At 40.3% G+C, this 14,803-nt stretch carries 13 protein-coding genes; 4 read left to right on the top strand and 9 right to left on the bottom strand.

What is annotated here, in order from left to right; all coding sequences use genetic code 11:
• Positions 1 to 190: 190 nt before the first annotated feature.
• The 5 genes from ACLPIE_RS16795 to soxR form a co-directional block, all read right to left on the bottom strand.
• Positions 191 to 1,186, bottom strand: coding sequence for a fimbrial protein (locus ACLPIE_RS16795; protein WP_430262865.1), 996 nt, complete (start codon positions 1,184 to 1,186; stop codon positions 191 to 193).
• Positions 1,177 to 3,669: a fimbria/pilus outer membrane usher protein gene (locus tag ACLPIE_RS16790; RefSeq protein ID WP_430262864.1), complete on the bottom strand. Its 2,493-nt coding sequence runs from the start codon at positions 3,667 to 3,669 to the stop codon at positions 1,177 to 1,179. Before ACLPIE_RS16790 ends, ACLPIE_RS16795 begins: the two co-directional genes overlap by 10 nt.
• Positions 3,670 to 3,681: 12 nt before the next feature.
• A complete protein-coding gene (locus ACLPIE_RS16785; RefSeq protein ID WP_430262863.1) occupies positions 3,682 to 4,386 on the bottom strand; it encodes a fimbrial biogenesis chaperone in 705 nt (234 codons plus the stop codon).
• A gap of 60 nt (positions 4,387 to 4,446) precedes the next feature.
• Complete coding sequence (locus tag ACLPIE_RS16780) at positions 4,447 to 5,073, bottom strand: fimbrial protein (protein ID WP_430262862.1); 627 nt, start codon at positions 5,071 to 5,073, stop codon at positions 4,447 to 4,449.
• Positions 5,074 to 6,095: 1,022 nt separating this feature from the next.
• On the bottom strand, positions 6,096 to 6,593 hold the full coding sequence (soxR, locus tag ACLPIE_RS16775; protein ID WP_430262861.1) for a redox-sensitive transcriptional activator SoxR: 498 nt from the start codon (positions 6,591 to 6,593) through the stop codon (positions 6,096 to 6,098).
• A gap of 101 nt (positions 6,594 to 6,694) precedes the next feature.
• On the opposite strand from soxR, the gene ACLPIE_RS16770 reads away from it, so the two are divergent.
• Genes ACLPIE_RS16770 through ACLPIE_RS16755 form a run of 4 tightly spaced genes read left to right on the top strand, consistent with a single transcriptional unit; the run spans position 6,695 to position 11,515 of the window.
• The gene (locus ACLPIE_RS16770; RefSeq protein ID WP_430262860.1) at positions 6,695 to 7,123 is read left to right on the top strand and encodes a DoxX family protein; all 429 of its coding nucleotides are present in this window, start codon (positions 6,695 to 6,697) and stop codon (positions 7,121 to 7,123) included.
• Positions 7,124 to 7,135: 12 nt separating this feature from the next.
• The gene (locus ACLPIE_RS16765; RefSeq protein ID WP_430262859.1) at positions 7,136 to 8,242 is read left to right on the top strand and encodes an efflux RND transporter periplasmic adaptor subunit; all 1,107 of its coding nucleotides are present in this window, start codon (positions 7,136 to 7,138) and stop codon (positions 8,240 to 8,242) included.
• 10 nt (positions 8,243 to 8,252) lie between these two features.
• Positions 8,253 to 11,357: a MexW/MexI family multidrug efflux RND transporter permease subunit gene (locus ACLPIE_RS16760; RefSeq protein ID WP_430262858.1), complete on the top strand. Its 3,105-nt coding sequence runs from the start codon at positions 8,253 to 8,255 to the stop codon at positions 11,355 to 11,357.
• On the top strand, positions 11,354 to 11,515 hold the full coding sequence (locus ACLPIE_RS16755; RefSeq protein WP_430262857.1) for a hypothetical protein: 162 nt from the start codon (positions 11,354 to 11,356) through the stop codon (positions 11,513 to 11,515). The genes ACLPIE_RS16760 and ACLPIE_RS16755 overlap by 4 nt, the downstream gene beginning before the upstream one ends.
• Positions 11,516 to 11,638: 123 nt before the next feature.
• Here the strand turns inward: ACLPIE_RS16755 and ACLPIE_RS16750 are convergent, their stop codons facing one another.
• From ACLPIE_RS16750 to ACLPIE_RS16735, 4 genes are all read right to left on the bottom strand, one after another.
• The gene (locus tag ACLPIE_RS16750; protein WP_430262856.1) at positions 11,639 to 11,905 is read right to left on the bottom strand and encodes a PAAR domain-containing protein; all 267 of its coding nucleotides are present in this window, start codon (positions 11,903 to 11,905) and stop codon (positions 11,639 to 11,641) included.
• Positions 11,906 to 11,920: 15 nt separating this feature from the next.
• The gene (locus ACLPIE_RS16745; RefSeq protein ID WP_430262855.1) at positions 11,921 to 13,057 is read right to left on the bottom strand and encodes a type VI immunity family protein; all 1,137 of its coding nucleotides are present in this window, start codon (positions 13,055 to 13,057) and stop codon (positions 11,921 to 11,923) included.
• Positions 13,058 to 13,070: 13 nt separating this feature from the next.
• A complete protein-coding gene (locus ACLPIE_RS16740) occupies positions 13,071 to 14,207 on the bottom strand; it encodes a type VI immunity family protein (RefSeq protein ID WP_430262854.1) in 1,137 nt (378 codons plus the stop codon).
• Positions 14,208 to 14,219: 12 nt separating this feature from the next.
• On the bottom strand, positions 14,220 to 14,803 hold a 584-nt coding region (locus ACLPIE_RS16735), incomplete at its 5' end, for a type VI immunity family protein (RefSeq protein WP_430262853.1).

The raw sequence follows: 14,803 nt of genomic DNA, 5'->3' as shown, positions 1-14,803 counted from the left end.
AGAAAATTACTAAGTGGTTATTTTTAGAGCACACATTTAACCCTATCCATATCAATAAGATATATAGGGTTGATTAACTATTGCATTCAAACTAGTACACTGAGAATATTAGAAAGCACTTATAAAAAAATAACCCTCTAATAAGAAATACTAGAGAGTTATTTTTATTTAATTGAAATAGATATATTTACTAATCGTACGAGATATTAAAAATCATCTTTGCTTGGACATTGCCTGGTGTGATCTCTTTTTTATACTGATAATATTTCGCTATATAGTTAAGATTTATTGTTTTTTCCTGGATTATACCAACACTACCCACTAAATATTTTTTATCCCACTCTAACGGTTTATCCTCTAAGGTCAGAACTTGTACGCCCACCCCATTCGCAGCTTGGAGTTCTGTCGAACTATTTTCTAAAACACCTTGTGTATTATTCGTATCCTGAGCCAGTTCACCATTAAAAGACATATAAATATTAGATGTATTTGCGATATTAACCCCCCCACTACATAACATGTTAATAGAAAATGGGGTTTTTCCAGCCGTTGAGCCTAAACCTGAGAAATCACTTTTCTTTACAGACTGCATAATTACATTTTGATTTACACCAGATGTAATTTTACATGAGGGAGAAACAATGGTTATCGCATCGGCTGTCAAACGCGTAATTAAAGCCGGTGTCACTGAGTCAGGTAAATAGCCATAACGTGTATACTCACCTTCATGTAGAGAGCCTGACCCTGTTTTATCAGCAATCTTGATAACTTGGATCGTAAATGTAGACCCCGCTAATAAAACATGCTTTAACCCGCTTCCTGGTACTTCAAATGTTCCAGGGTAGGTAATTTTTATTTTCCCGCCATCGGCATTACGGATAAATCGCAAGCCGATACCAGGAACGTTCGTTTCAATAATGTTATCCCCGGATATCGGCTTATTCGCAACTATCTTCGCGTCTAATATGGTTCCCCCCTGACACTCGCCCCAGGCTTTTGTTGCCATATCCATGCTCCAGGTACGTTCTCGAATAATCGTTCCCACTGGTAAATCGGGGCTCACAATGACACGACCTAGCTCCATATTTATATCAACAGGAGGTATAGGTAAGCGCTTACACTCCGCCATTGCTGCAGTACTTATGCCAAATAGGGCAGAAAAATAATATAAATAAATTATTCGCATATTAAATTCCTATTCAATTCACTTTGTTGATTGATCAAAAATGAGCATTCTCCCTCACGCCAAACAACTGTTGCTTTTCCGTGATAGTCCCCATTCACAAATACACTACTCCCCTGCCCAACGCTTCCTATAGAGGTATCCGAACTCCCCTTAATTTCTGCACCAAATGGAAGCGGCTGATTGTTCGCACGTTTCACCTCAAATATATTGGTTTTTTCAACTTTGGTATCAAAACTAACTTTGACGATGCTGCCTTCATAAGGGACAATATTTTTCAGCGTATTAGTGAAAATTACGTCTTCGGAACTTCCTTTAGGATCTAACTCAATGGTGTTAACTCGATACGGACGCATATAGGATGCCAATGCATAGCCATGACCATCAATCTTCGTTCCCGGTGAACCAACAATTGACGCACCTTCGGCATCTTTTGCTTCAATTAAAGCCATTGTTTGTGATGTATTAGGAGATAACGTCACACCATCCGCATGAACTACGACTGAACCATTCGCGCCTAATGAATATTGTCGATATTTCTTTCCATGACTGTAGCTCGCATTTAAAGCAGAGTACGGGGTACGGTAAGCTGTATTTAAGGCAATATTGTTATTACTGTTATTAGAGAAAGAAGAGTTGATACCATAGACCCAATTATTTTCTTCATCCAAAGACCCATTGATACCAAGCTGAGTAGCATCAAACGTAGAGTTATTAAATATCGTATTTGATGTTAATGAGACATGTTGATTATTACCAAAATATAATGGGTAACTCAGATTAATACTTATCCTGTCATCTTTATTATCATAATAGTTATCAGAATAAACACGCATAAAAGAGACGGAGTAAGATAATTTATCAAAGCGATTGTAATAGTTAAATTGATATTGCTTCTCTGCAGATCTATGATCCCAGTAATAAACCATTCGACCGGTGAAATAGAACCCACCATAATTACTCGGTAACTCTTGATTGATCGTATAATTTATACTTTTCTTTTCATGCCTCAAGCGGTTATCGGTTTGACGCTTCTCGTTATCAATGACATAAAGTGACTCATTTAAGTTATAGTAGGACTCACTAGAGCTAATCTTGCCATTAATAATAAAATTGGTTTTCGTGTCGGAAAATAATTTGTTTAAAGTCAACTGATGTTTAAAACCACTTTTATTCTTATTTAACATTTTAGTTTTTGCACTTGTGATGTCATAAGCTAATGCCCCGATTTGTGTATTAACCGCGGTACCCAGCATGTAAGCTTGATAGTCATCATAGGCATTAACACCTGTATAAAATGTAAAATAATTATTGTAACCGTGCTGTAATGTACCTTGAATAATATGAGGTCGGTGGTGGTAAGAGTTCTGATCAAGTTTACCTGCGGCGATTTGATAACGAGTAAATTTAGGTCTTAATAATTGAGGTAATGAAGAATAAGGAACGATAAAAGAACTTTCGCTTCCATCTGCCTCTTTGACGGTGACTTCAAGATCATTACCATAACCTGATGGATTCACATCTTGTAAATCAAAAGGCCCCGGAGGAACCGATGTTTGATAAATCACGACATTATTTTGGCGAACCGTAACTAATGCATTGCTTTGAGCAATCCCGCGAATTTCAGGGACATAGTTTGTAACCCCGTCTAGATACATACTGTCATCTGTAGCAAGTTTTACCCCGCGTAAGCTCACACTATCGAATAAATTTCCTTCTGTATAAAATTGCCCAAGTGTCATGGACGATTTTAACGGAACAATCGGAGCTTTAAGGTAAGTTTGGTTGCTATCCCATTTTAAACTTTCCCCTTCTTGCCATGCAGCATTCCCAATATGCTTTAATTGCCAACCGTTATATGAAAAACCTGAATTAATGCCAAGGTACATCATAGAATAACGGTCAACAGATGAATCCGACAGATTATTACTGTAATAATTTGCCTGATAGGCTGTATTTAATGCAAAGATCCCTTTGTCCCAAAATTCGGGCGGAACATAGCCTGCTTGTGATTGCATTACATAGGCTTGTGGTAACATCAGGTCTAATCGCAAACGCGTAGGATCAAATACCTCCTTAATATTGCTATCGTTACTCCATTCTTTTAGAAAATGACATGGCTGATTATTACTACTTAATGCTTTATTTAATATTGTTGTATTAATCGATAAACTCATTAACAGAGAATTAGAATAGCAGGCGGCCAACCCCTGCCCCCCATTTTTACTTAGCTGTATTTCATGACGTCCTTTCCAGTTATTATTAACATAAATATCAATAGAATAGAGGCCAGCTCTTAATTCACTTTCATTAAAATGCGTTAAATCGATATTTTCTCTGCTTCCAACGATAAAGCCACTATTGAACTCGTAAACTTCATCTGTTTTTTGTTCTTCCGCCTGTACTTCACTCGTAGTTATTATCCCAATTGGTGTAAATAATAATGTGAAAAACATGATTTTATTTTTTTTTAATATGATTCTCATACTTGTATCCGATTATCTCACTTTTATTTTAGCGGGAACCTCTGCACCATAATCGTTGATATTATTGACTATTAAATTATCTCCCGAATTCACTGCACTATTAACTTTAATTGTTTTCAATTCTCCTGGTGCTAACATAAATGCTTCCGTATTGATTGTTTTGTTACCCGCATTTATCGCCGTAATAGTGATAAAAAAAGGAGTAGGATTCTTTATTTGAATGCTTTCTTTACCTGAAAAAACCTGCAATTGGTCTGGCGCTAATTCACGGCTTCCAATTTTATTAGGACGATATATAAATTTAAAACGCGAGCGTATAGCTAGTTGCAGCATATTCTCCTCTGCACTTTTTTCTGATTTTGTAATAGGAGGAATATCCAGTAAATTTAGCCAATATAAGGCCTCTTTATCTGTAGGTAATTGTGATTTATCGACCAATTTTATACGAATTGTTTGCCCACCATTCGCGGACAATTTTGATATCGGGGGCATTATCTGAAAAGGAGTTTTGATTTCCTCAGGGAGAGTTTTAGGATTACCTTCATCAAGCCAAATTTGGGCAACAGCAGGCCTAGTCGCTGTATTATTTAACTGAATGGTAATCTCTTTGTCGTTTTCAGAGTAAACAAATCGAGTCCCATTAACAATAATATTATTAGCGAAAGAAAAATGGCAAACAAAAAGTAGTAATATATTCAACACACTCAGAAGTTTCATTTTTACCTCTTTTAAAGGCGGTAGTAAAAACTACCGCCAGAAACAACAAAAATGTAAACATTATTGATACGTTATCTCATAGGTTGCATAGCTATTAACTAAACCTGTAGAAACATCTGCTGGTGTTGGAGTTGCATATCCAATAAAATATGTAAATCTTGCACCATCTTTAATAGATGTTAAATCGCTAGTGACTTTTGGTTGATTTGGGTCACCTGGAATGATTTTAGTGCCTGTTAAAGAAGCCGCATCTTTTGTAGCTAAAACAAGTTGAATATTTTGAGCACCCGTTGATTCTGTATTCGCTAAATACCCTTCAGCGCCAGCTGGTGGGTTTTGTAATATATTACCACCGTCCCAATACACGCCAATCCGGCTCATTGTTAAATCAACTTCAATGTCTTCACGGGTTAACGTGGCGGTTTGTTTACAGTTTGTCACATCAATAACAAACGACTTTGGTTTTAAATAAGTATGAGCCGCAGCTGCTGTCACTTCTTTAATTGAAACAGGGGCTAAATATACACTTGCATTACTGCCTTGCCCATCAACTGAGATAGTACAGGAAATATCAGTGACCTTTCCGAAGAAATTGACCTGCCCACCACCAACTGTATCTGTTGCAGCTAATGAGTTTAGGGAAAAACAGCTTGTTACAAGAATCGCAGTTAATAATAGTTTTTTCATGATATATCCCTCTAATTAGAGAATATAATTCACATACATTTAATTATTAAATAATATCCCAAAATGGGACTATTTAAACATCAACAAATGTTAGTAAATATTTCCCTATTGATAATTTGAAAACTAATACTAGATATTACTTAGTGATAAAAACCATTTAAAATATTATCTTCAAGATAATATTAATCATAATACAGAATTTATAATCAAATAAAATACTTTATTTATTATTTAATCCTTACTCGTAAAATAAATAAAAATAACCTTGATAAACAAAAGGATAAGAAACTATTATTTATATAGAAATAAAATTATATAATTCCATTAAGTAAGAAATTTAACCCGTAAATATACATAAAAAGTGTTTTTTATTAAGTTAATATACATAAAAAACACGTAAATGTACGCTATATAAAATCATAGATACTAAATCATATAAATATAAAATAATTATCTAATTAATAGGAAAAATACCATATCATTTTCAATCAACATGGTGTTGGTAATAAATAAAATTAAATAATTAGAACAGAATTGATGTTTTCAAATAAACTTGAAAACCAGTGAAAAGATTTTTTACGTCAGAGTCCTTTACCCATTTAGCGGTAAATAGCCATCTTTACATGTTTGTAAACATGTATACTCACCAACATCTGCATTTAAACCAGTACTAGAATATAACTTATCATCCAAATAGACGGTAAAGCTACTATCCTGAAAAACAAGGGGTTACTGTATCGTGACCACGTATAATAGCAATACGGCGCATAGTGTTATCCTCTGCAAAATTTTTTGAATGGTGTCTTATTATGCAAAACAAATTATGCACAACAAAGAATGGCGAATTTAACCTGTTTAGCCCCTTAATGAAGTAACCGCAATCAACAGGGTGAGCCGTACCAATAACAAAACTCGCCAGATCAGAACGTAGGAACGCAACAGCTTAGGTAATATCTTCAAAATCACGTCCCCCTTAATAAGTGACAATCTGCAGCTACTCAGTCGATTATGTGAAAAGAACTTTACGGACGCTCCAAAATCCGTGCCCCCGGTCCTCTTTTTCCTAATACGTCATCAGGATTACGAAGTGGGCAATCACTCAGTGATAAACAACCGCACCCAATACAGTTATCCAATTCATTGCGTAAACGTGTTAGCTGGCGGATGCGCTTATCCAACGAAACTCGCCATTGTGTGGACATTTCCTTCCATTGTTCTGAAGTTAACGCACTATTGGCAGGAAAACGCCCCAATGCCTCTTGGATTTCCTGTAATGGTATCCCCGTGCTTTGTGCCACTTTAATAATTGCAATATAACGCAATACTACGGCAGGAAAACGCCGTTGGTTGCCCTGTGTGCGGGTACTTTGAATTAATCCCTTTGATTCATAAAAATGTACTGTCGATACCGCAACGCCAGCCCTTTTTGCGACTTCACCAACCGTTAAAGCCCTTGTAAAATCGACCTTTTTACCACTCTCTTTTTGTGGTTTTATCGTTTTCGTGTCTTTTCCTACCATTTTACCCCCCCCTTCACTTGACCTCAACTTAACTTAAGGTTTTATAGTGCCACCCTGCGAGTTTGTCAATTGCGTTTTTTGAGAAAAAAGGAGATAGGCTTATGCCATTGGTGATCGCTAAGTTATTAGAAAGCAATAGCTTATGGATTATTGCTCGTTTACTTATCTTGGTTTTATTTATTTCATCGGGTTTAGCCAAAGTTTTTGATTATGAAAACAGTCTGGCAGAAATGCGCGCAGCAGGGCTACATCCAGATTGGTTTTTTAATATTGCATCTGCGGTTGTCATGTTAGGGGGTTCTGTACTGGTGCTTTTTAACCGCCTCCTGTGGCTTGGTACAGGGGCTCTAGCCGTATTTTTGTTCCTCACTATCGTTGTCGTTCACACATTTTGGAATTACACGGGTGAGCAAGCTCAAATCGCTATGTTCTGGGCAATTGAACATATTGCCGTGATTGGTGGGCTTATCGCTGTTGCCATTGCAGGTCATTTTAGAGGGTGTTATTTCGCGCTAAAAGCGCAGAAATAGAAGGAAAATTCGATGAGTAAAAAAACAATAATCACATTGTGTACTATTTTAATCGCAGCAGGGAGTGGCAGTGCCATCTATTCGACTTACGCTCAAGAGGATGATGAACAAGCGGCTTATCATTATCCTCCGGTTAAAGTGGCTTTAGCGCCAGTAAGTGTAGACATCGCACCTCGTACCTTTTATGGCGTTGGTGAATTAGAGGCGGGCAAACAGGTCTTGGTTGCCGCAGAAACCAACGGTCGGATCACGAAAATTGCATTTGAATCAGGGCAGCAGGTTAAAAAAGGCCAACTATTAGTCCAACTCAATGATGCCGTTGAACAAGCTGATTTATCACGCTATCAAGCCCAATTGCGTAACGCATCTCGCTTATATGAAAGAACGCGTTCGTTATCAGTACGCCATTTAGTGCCCGAAGCGCAATTAGACAGCACCCGCGCTGAGCGCGATATCGCCCAAGGGTTGATCAGTCAAACCCAAGCGCTGATTGCTCAAAAAACGATTCGTGCCCCTTTTGATGGCATTATTGGCATCCGCCAAGTCCATGAAGGACAATATTTAAACCCCGGTGAAGCTATCGCCAGTCTTGTTGATACCCAAACACTGAAGCTCAACTTTTCCTTAGATGAACAAGCTTCACCTGAACTCCATCAAGGGCAAATTGTTGATGTCACTGTTGATGCCTACCCAAATAAAACTTTCCCAGCACGTATCACCGCTATTGACCCATTGATTGGTAAGTCACGTACTGTCGCCTTGCAAGCCACGTTGGAAAATAGCGATGGCACATTGAAAGCCGGTATGTACGCCAATGTGAATGTGGTTCGCCAAGCCAGCAACGAAGTGCTAACTATCCCCGAAACTGCGGTCACTTATACCGCTTATGGAGACACCGTCTTCATCACTCAAGGTGAAGGTAATGCCATGACCGTCAAGCGTGTATCCGTTAAAACGGGGCAACGCTGGGATGGGAAAGTAGAGATAGAGCAAGGCCTTAGCGCAAACGATCATGTGGTGACCTCTGGGCAATTACGCTTGAACAATGGCTCCGCAGTGACACCTGTTGCACACGACACATTATCTGAACCCGTAACTAATACTGCGCAAGGTTCATAAGGAAGGCGTCATGAAATTTACTGATATTTTTGTTCGCCGACCTGTTTTAGCTCTGGTTGTCAGCGCCCTAATTGTACTAATTGGTTTATTTGCGTTAAGCAAATTGCCGATCCGCCAATACCCACAGTTAGAAAGCGCTACCATTACTATTACCACTCAATACCCCGGTGCATCCGCAAAACTGATGCAAGGATTTGTGACGCAGCCTATTGCGCAAGCCGTCTCATCGGTAGAAGGGGTGGATTACCTTTCGTCATCATCGGTACAAGGTAGCAGCCTTGTCACCGTGCGTATGGAGCTAAACCGAGACTCAACTCAAGCCCTTGCACAAGTGATGGCAAAGGTGAATCAAGTCCGATATAAATTACCTAAAGAAGCCTATGACCCCGTGATTGAGTTATCTTCAGGGGAATCAACCGCCGTCGCTTATATCGGCTTTTCCAGCAGCGAATTATCCATTCCTGCATTAACTGATTATATTTCCCGTGTTGTCGAGCCCATGTACTCCTCCATTGAAGGGGTCGCTAAAGTGCAAGTATTTGGAGGACAGCAATTGGCAATGCGTTTATGGCTCGACGCCGATAAACTGGCTGGCCGTGGCTTAACGGCCGCTGATGTTGCGCAAGCTGTGCGCCAAAACAATTACCAAGCCGCTCCCGGTAAGGTCAAAGGGGAATACGTCCTTTCTAATGTATATGTGAACACTGACCTGACTAACGTGGATGAATTCCGCGATCTGGTTATTCGCAATGACGGTAATGGATTAGTCCGCCTAAAAGATGTAGGAACGATTGAGTTGGGTGCATCTTCCACTGAAACCAGTGGTTTGATGAATGGTGAACCGGCTATTTACCTCGGCTTGTTTGCCACCCCAACAGGTAACCCATTGGTGATTGTTGATGGAATGAATCAATTGATGCCAGATATCACTAAAACATTGCCGCCTGGTGTAAAAGTGGAGATGGCATTTGAAACGTCCCGCTTTATTAAGGCATCTATCGATCAAGTAATCAGTACCCTTGTCGAAGCCTTACTGATCGTCATCGCCGTGATTTACCTGTGTTTAGGATCGATCCGCAGTGTGATTATCCCAATCTTGGCAATCCCATTATCCATGCTCGGAGCTGCTGCGCTCATGATGGCATTTGGCTTCAGCATCAACTTACTGACCTTATTAGCGATGGTATTAGCTATTGGGCTTGTGGTGGATGATGCGATTGTGGTGGTGGAAAATGTTCACCGCCATATAGAAGAAGGGAAATCTCCTATTTTAGCCGCGTTAATTGGGGCGCGTGAGGTCGCAGGGCCGGTGATTGCCATGACCATTACATTAGCTGCGGTGTATGCACCTATTGGTTTAATGTCAGGCTTAACAGGTGCGCTCTTTAAAGAGTTCGCACTCACACTGGCAGGAGCCGTGATTGTCTCAGGTATTGTGGCATTAACGCTTTCCCCTGTGATGAGTTCCTTTATGTTAAATTCCAAACAAAATGAAGGCCGTATGGCGCGTATGGCAGAAACGTTTTTCTCTGTCCTCGCCCATTATTATACAATTGTTTTGAATTTTTCTTTGAAAAACCGTTGGTTAACAGGTGTTCTGGCAGTGGCTGTTTTTGTCAGCTTACCGTTGCTTTACCAGTCGGCTCCCAGAGAACTCGCCCCCGTGGAAGACCAATCAAGCGTTTTAACCGCGATTAAGTCACCACAACATGCGAACCTCGAATACGTCGAGCGCTTCTCCCGTAAATTACATGATGTTTTCATGGAATTACCAGAAACCGAAAGCACATGGATCATTAATGGTACGGATGGCCCTTCCGCCAGTTTTGGGGGAACCAACTTATCATCATGGGAACAGCGCGACCGTCCCGCTTCCGCTATCCAATCTGATTTGCAAGCCCGTGTTGGCGATGTTGAAGGGAACAGTATTTTTGTTTTTCAATTACCTGCATTACCAGGTTCAACGGGAGGTTTACCTATCCAAATGGTATTACGCAGCTCACAAGATTATTCCGTGCTTTATAAAACGATGGAGGAAATTAAGCAACAAGCACGTGAAAGTGGATTATTTATGGTTGTAGATAGCGACCTCGACTATAACAATCCCGTTGTTGAGATCCGTATCAATCGCTCTAAAGCAAACAGTTTAGGGATACGTATGCAAGATATTGGTGAATCGCTCACTTTATTAGTGGGTGAAAACTATATCAATCGCTTTGGAATGGATGGACGCTCTTATGATGTGATCCCGCAAAGCATTCGCAGTCAACGCCTGACGCCAGATGCCCTTTCACGCCATTATGTGAAATCTGAAGCAGGCGCTATGATCCCACTATCTACCGTTGTGGATATTAATACCCAAGTTGAACCCAATAAGTTAACTCAGTTTAATCAACAAAATGCGGCCATTTTCCAAGCTATTCCTGCACCCGGCATCACTTTAGGGCAAGCTGTTGCCTATTTAGATGAAGTCGCTAATGAACTCCCTGCTGGCTTTAGCCATGACTGGCAATCCGATTCACGCCAATATAAACAAGAAGGAAACACCCTCGCCTTCGCCTTTATGGCGGCGCTGATTATTATTTACTTAGTGTTAGCAGCACAATATGAAAGTTTAGTCGACCCATTGATTATTTTGATCACGGTACCGTTGTCGATTTGCGGAGCACTTATCCCTCTCGCGTTGGGCTATGCCACATTGAATATCTATACCCAAATTGGGTTGGTTACTCTCATTGGTTTGATCAGTAAACACGGTATCTTGATGGTGGAATTTGCCAATGAACTACAGGCTAACGAAGGCTTAGATAAACGCCACGCTATTTTAAAAGCAGCACAAATTCGTTTACGCCCTATTTTAATGACAACAGCGGCGATGGTTATCGGCTTAGTACCATTGCTGTTTGCTACTGGTGCAGGTGCCAATAGTCGCTTTGGTTTAGGACTCGTGATCGTAACCGGCATGCTGGTTGGCACACTGTTTACGCTGTTTGTTCTACCCACTATTTATTCATTACTTGCACGAAACCATAGTGCGACTGCACTGACTCCTAGGCGTTATGAACTTGCCGAAGCCAATCGTTTGATAAAAGAAACTGAGGAGACTTCCCAATGAGAGATGCATCAGCTAGCCGTTCGCGTGATAACCGAATACCCAATGACGCAGAAGTCAAGCCCATGACCAACAGCATGACGATGCTATTGATTTATCATGGACTACCAACTGCAATAAATAGGCCGAATACCCCAATTAGCACTAAGCCAACCCGCTAATTAACCTGAACTCGAGATAAAAAAACAAAAAGGAAGGGAACTAAAAGCGGGTTCTGTGATTAGATCTTTCGACCAAGAAATAACTTCTCACAGAGGAACCCGCTATGCGTAATCTACTGCATTTCATTTTGCAACTAAAGTACAGTTTTTAGGGCACCCACAAGACACACGATGTCCTTCCAGTGCAATCGCTTTACCTGCAATTTGAGAAAAATTGGAACCCTCTGCGATATTTCCTGTTTTTTTGCAAGCAGGACAAAATACTTTCATTCCAACAGTTGCAATAGCCGCACCTTGGCTAGCAAAAGAACTCCCTTCAAGCACAATGCCCCCTGTTGATGTTGTATCGCCTTTTTGGATCACTTTACGGTTATCAATTGTGCAGCGCATAATATTTTCTCACGATTAATCATCCCGTTTCCCTTCACGCACTAAATGCCAAAGAGTAGTACCTTCGGGGTTATTATTCACATCAAACGCAATATCCCCTTGTTCAAAATAAGCCTCTTTTAACCCGCCTTTTTCACTGTGGTAGTAACCTGCTACTAATGCAGGTTCTCCTGCTGCAATCGGGGTGATTTTTAAAGGTGCTCTATCTAAACGGGAATACCAAGCTTTAGTAGCGGGAATATCAAAATGGCCGTAGCCTCGAGTATGTAGGCTATCGTCAGGTACAAGCCGAATAGGTCTGAGTAAGTCATTCACCGCATAATAGCTTTCTGGCACTGATGCCAACGAGTCACACAAAATAGGATAGTCGCCAATTTGAATAACGAGTGAGTCTTTAGTCTCCGTTAGTTTAATTTCTGGGTAGGGTGAGAGTTTTTTACGTACCCATTCAATGCCACCAACACATTGAAGCAGATAGGGAGAAATAATCGTAATCCAATTGACTCCTCGGGCTGCTTTGCCAAACTCTGCCGCATAGACATGAATACTTGAGTTCACCGCTAATAACGGATAGCGTTCTGCCAGCATACGCTCTTGAGCTTGGTATTCATGTTGATTACGAGGCACAATGACCCCAAAATCACAATACCCAGCATCAGGAGATAGCTGCTCTTTGAGAAAATCAAACCACTCTTGGAGTTTAGTTTGCTCGTTTTCTTGAAATAAATAATCCCAAGGTAAGGTTAGTTTCAAATATGAGCGGTCATACGACCCACTACCTTCTCGGCTTAATAACATTGACATGATATATGTTGCAGCAGTGTCAGCATCAAATGCATCACTCACATGCCACTCTAAATCATCTTTGTCTGTTCCTGCTAAAAATTTGGTTTCAAACTTCTCAATATTCGCCTCATTGTATTTTTTTAGCCCTGAAAAACCGTGGGTATGAAAACGCAGCTCATAACCAAATTCTTCACGAAAGCGACGAAAACAATTTAACGCATTTTGTTTTTTTTCAGCGGTATAGCCGAACGGATAAATCATAATGATGGTGATACCCAAACGCGTCACCGCCATCCCTTCACTATTAAGTAATGAAAAATTCGCCAGTTGTTGTTCGATATGCTGTTTTTGTGCTTCGAATGCCATGTTTCCCTCTCAGCTAATCATCCCGTTTCCCTTCACGCACTAAATGCCAAAGGGTAGTACCTTCGGGGTTATTATTCACATCAAACGCAATATCCCCTTGTTCAAAATAAGCCTCTTTTAACCCGCCTTTTTCACTGTGGTAGTAACCTGCTACTAATGCAGGTTCTCCTGCTGTAATCGGGGTGATTTTTAAAGGTGCTCTATCTAAACGGGAATACCACGCTTTGGTCGCGGGAATATCAAAATGGCCGTAACCTCGGGTATGTAAGCTATCATCAGGGACATGTCGAATTGGTCTAAGTAAGTCATTTACCGCGTAGTAACTCTTGGGTACAGAGGCTAATGAATTACAGAGTATGGGATATTCACCAATTTGTATCACTAATGAATCGGGACTTTCAATGAGTTGGATTTCGGGGTAGGATTTAAGTTTTTTGCGTACCCATTCAATGCCACCAACACATTGAAGCAGATAGGGAGAAATAATCGTAATCCAATTAACACCGCGAACAGAAGTACCAAAATCATCAGCATCCATATGTATGGTTGAATTGACAGACAGCAGTGGATATCGTTCAGCAAGAGACCTTTCTTGTGCTTGATACTGATGATAATCTCGTGGTAATGTTAAACCAAATCCAGAATAACCCGCATCAGGAGATAACTGTTCTTTCAGAAAATTAAACCACTCTTGAAATTTAGTTAAACCTCTTTCCTGAAATAGGTAGTCCCACGGTAGAGTAAGGCTCAAATATGACCTATCGTAATGACCACTTCCTTCCCGAGACAATAACATAGACATTAAATAGTTAGGGGCTGTATCTGAATCAAAGGCATCACTCACATCCCATTCCAAGTCATCTTTTGCTGTTCCAGCCAAAAATTTGGTTTCAAATTTTAGAACATTTGCATCATTATATTTCTTAAATCCTGAAAAACCGTGCGTTTGAAATCGTAATTCATAGCCAAATTCATCACGAAATCGACGAAAGCAATTTAACGCATTCTGTTTTTTCTCAGCAGTATAACCGAACGGATAAATCATAATGATAGTGATACCCAAACGTGTCAGCGCCATACCATCATTATTGAGTAATGAAAAATGAGATAGTTGCTTTTCAATATATTGTTTCTGTTCTTCTAATGTCATGTTTCCCCTCAGCTAATCATCCCGTTTCCCTTCACGCACTAAATGCCAAAGAGTAGTACCTTCGGGGTTATTATTCACATCAAACGCAATATCCCCTTGTTCAAAATAAGCTTCTTTTAAGCCCCCTTTTTCACTGTGGTAATAACCTGCCACTAATGCGGGTTCTCCTGCAGTAATCGGGGTTATTTTTAAAGGTGCTCTGTCTAAACGGGAATACCACGCTTTGGTGGCAGGGATATCAAAATGACCGTAGCCGCGGGTATGTAAGCTGTCATCTGGTACTAACCGAATAGGTCTAAGCAAATCATTCACCGCATAATAGCTTTCGGGTACAGAGGCTAATGAATTACAGAGTATGGGATATTCGCCAATTTGGATCACTAATGAATCGGGACTTTCAATGAGTTGGATTTCGGGGTAGGGGGATAATTTTTTACGCACCCATTCTATTCCACCAAGGCGTTGCAATAAATATGGCGAGATAATGGTGATCCAATTAACGCCGCGAACTGAGGTTCCAAATCGGCGCTTATCACCGTGGATCGTTGAGTTGACTGTCAATAATGGATACCGTTCTGCCAGCATTCGTTCTTGAG

Origin of the sequence: Providencia sp. Me31A (assembly GCF_050487165.1) — a bacterium.
GTDB lineage: Bacteria > Pseudomonadota > Gammaproteobacteria > Enterobacterales > Enterobacteriaceae > Providencia.
This window is presented reverse-complemented; position numbering and strand designations above follow the sequence as displayed.

Coding starts and splice junctions, on each gene's coding strand:
- ACLPIE_RS16795 (WP_430262865.1), bottom strand. CDS start 1,186: ATGCGAATAATTTATTTATATTATTTTTCTGCCCTATTTGGCATAAGT.
- ACLPIE_RS16790 (WP_430262864.1), bottom strand. CDS start 3,669: ATGAGAATCATATTAAAAAAAAATAAAATCATGTTTTTCACATTATTA.
- ACLPIE_RS16785 (WP_430262863.1), bottom strand. CDS start 4,386: ATGAAACTTCTGAGTGTGTTGAATATATTACTACTTTTTGTTTGCCAT.
- ACLPIE_RS16780 (WP_430262862.1), bottom strand. CDS start 5,073: ATGAAAAAACTATTATTAACTGCGATTCTTGTAACAAGCTGTTTTTCC.
- soxR (WP_430262861.1), bottom strand. CDS start 6,593: ATGGTAGGAAAAGACACGAAAACGATAAAACCACAAAAAGAGAGTGGT.
- ACLPIE_RS16770 (WP_430262860.1), top strand. CDS start 6,695: ATGCCATTGGTGATCGCTAAGTTATTAGAAAGCAATAGCTTATGGATT.
- ACLPIE_RS16765 (WP_430262859.1), top strand. CDS start 7,136: ATGAGTAAAAAAACAATAATCACATTGTGTACTATTTTAATCGCAGCA.
- ACLPIE_RS16760 (WP_430262858.1), top strand. CDS start 8,253: ATGAAATTTACTGATATTTTTGTTCGCCGACCTGTTTTAGCTCTGGTT.
- ACLPIE_RS16755 (WP_430262857.1), top strand. CDS start 11,354: ATGAGAGATGCATCAGCTAGCCGTTCGCGTGATAACCGAATACCCAAT.
- ACLPIE_RS16750 (WP_430262856.1), bottom strand. CDS start 11,905: ATGCGCTGCACAATTGATAACCGTAAAGTGATCCAAAAAGGCGATACA.
- ACLPIE_RS16745 (WP_430262855.1), bottom strand. CDS start 13,057: ATGGCATTCGAAGCACAAAAACAGCATATCGAACAACAACTGGCGAAT.
- ACLPIE_RS16740 (WP_430262854.1), bottom strand. CDS start 14,207: ATGACATTAGAAGAACAGAAACAATATATTGAAAAGCAACTATCTCAT.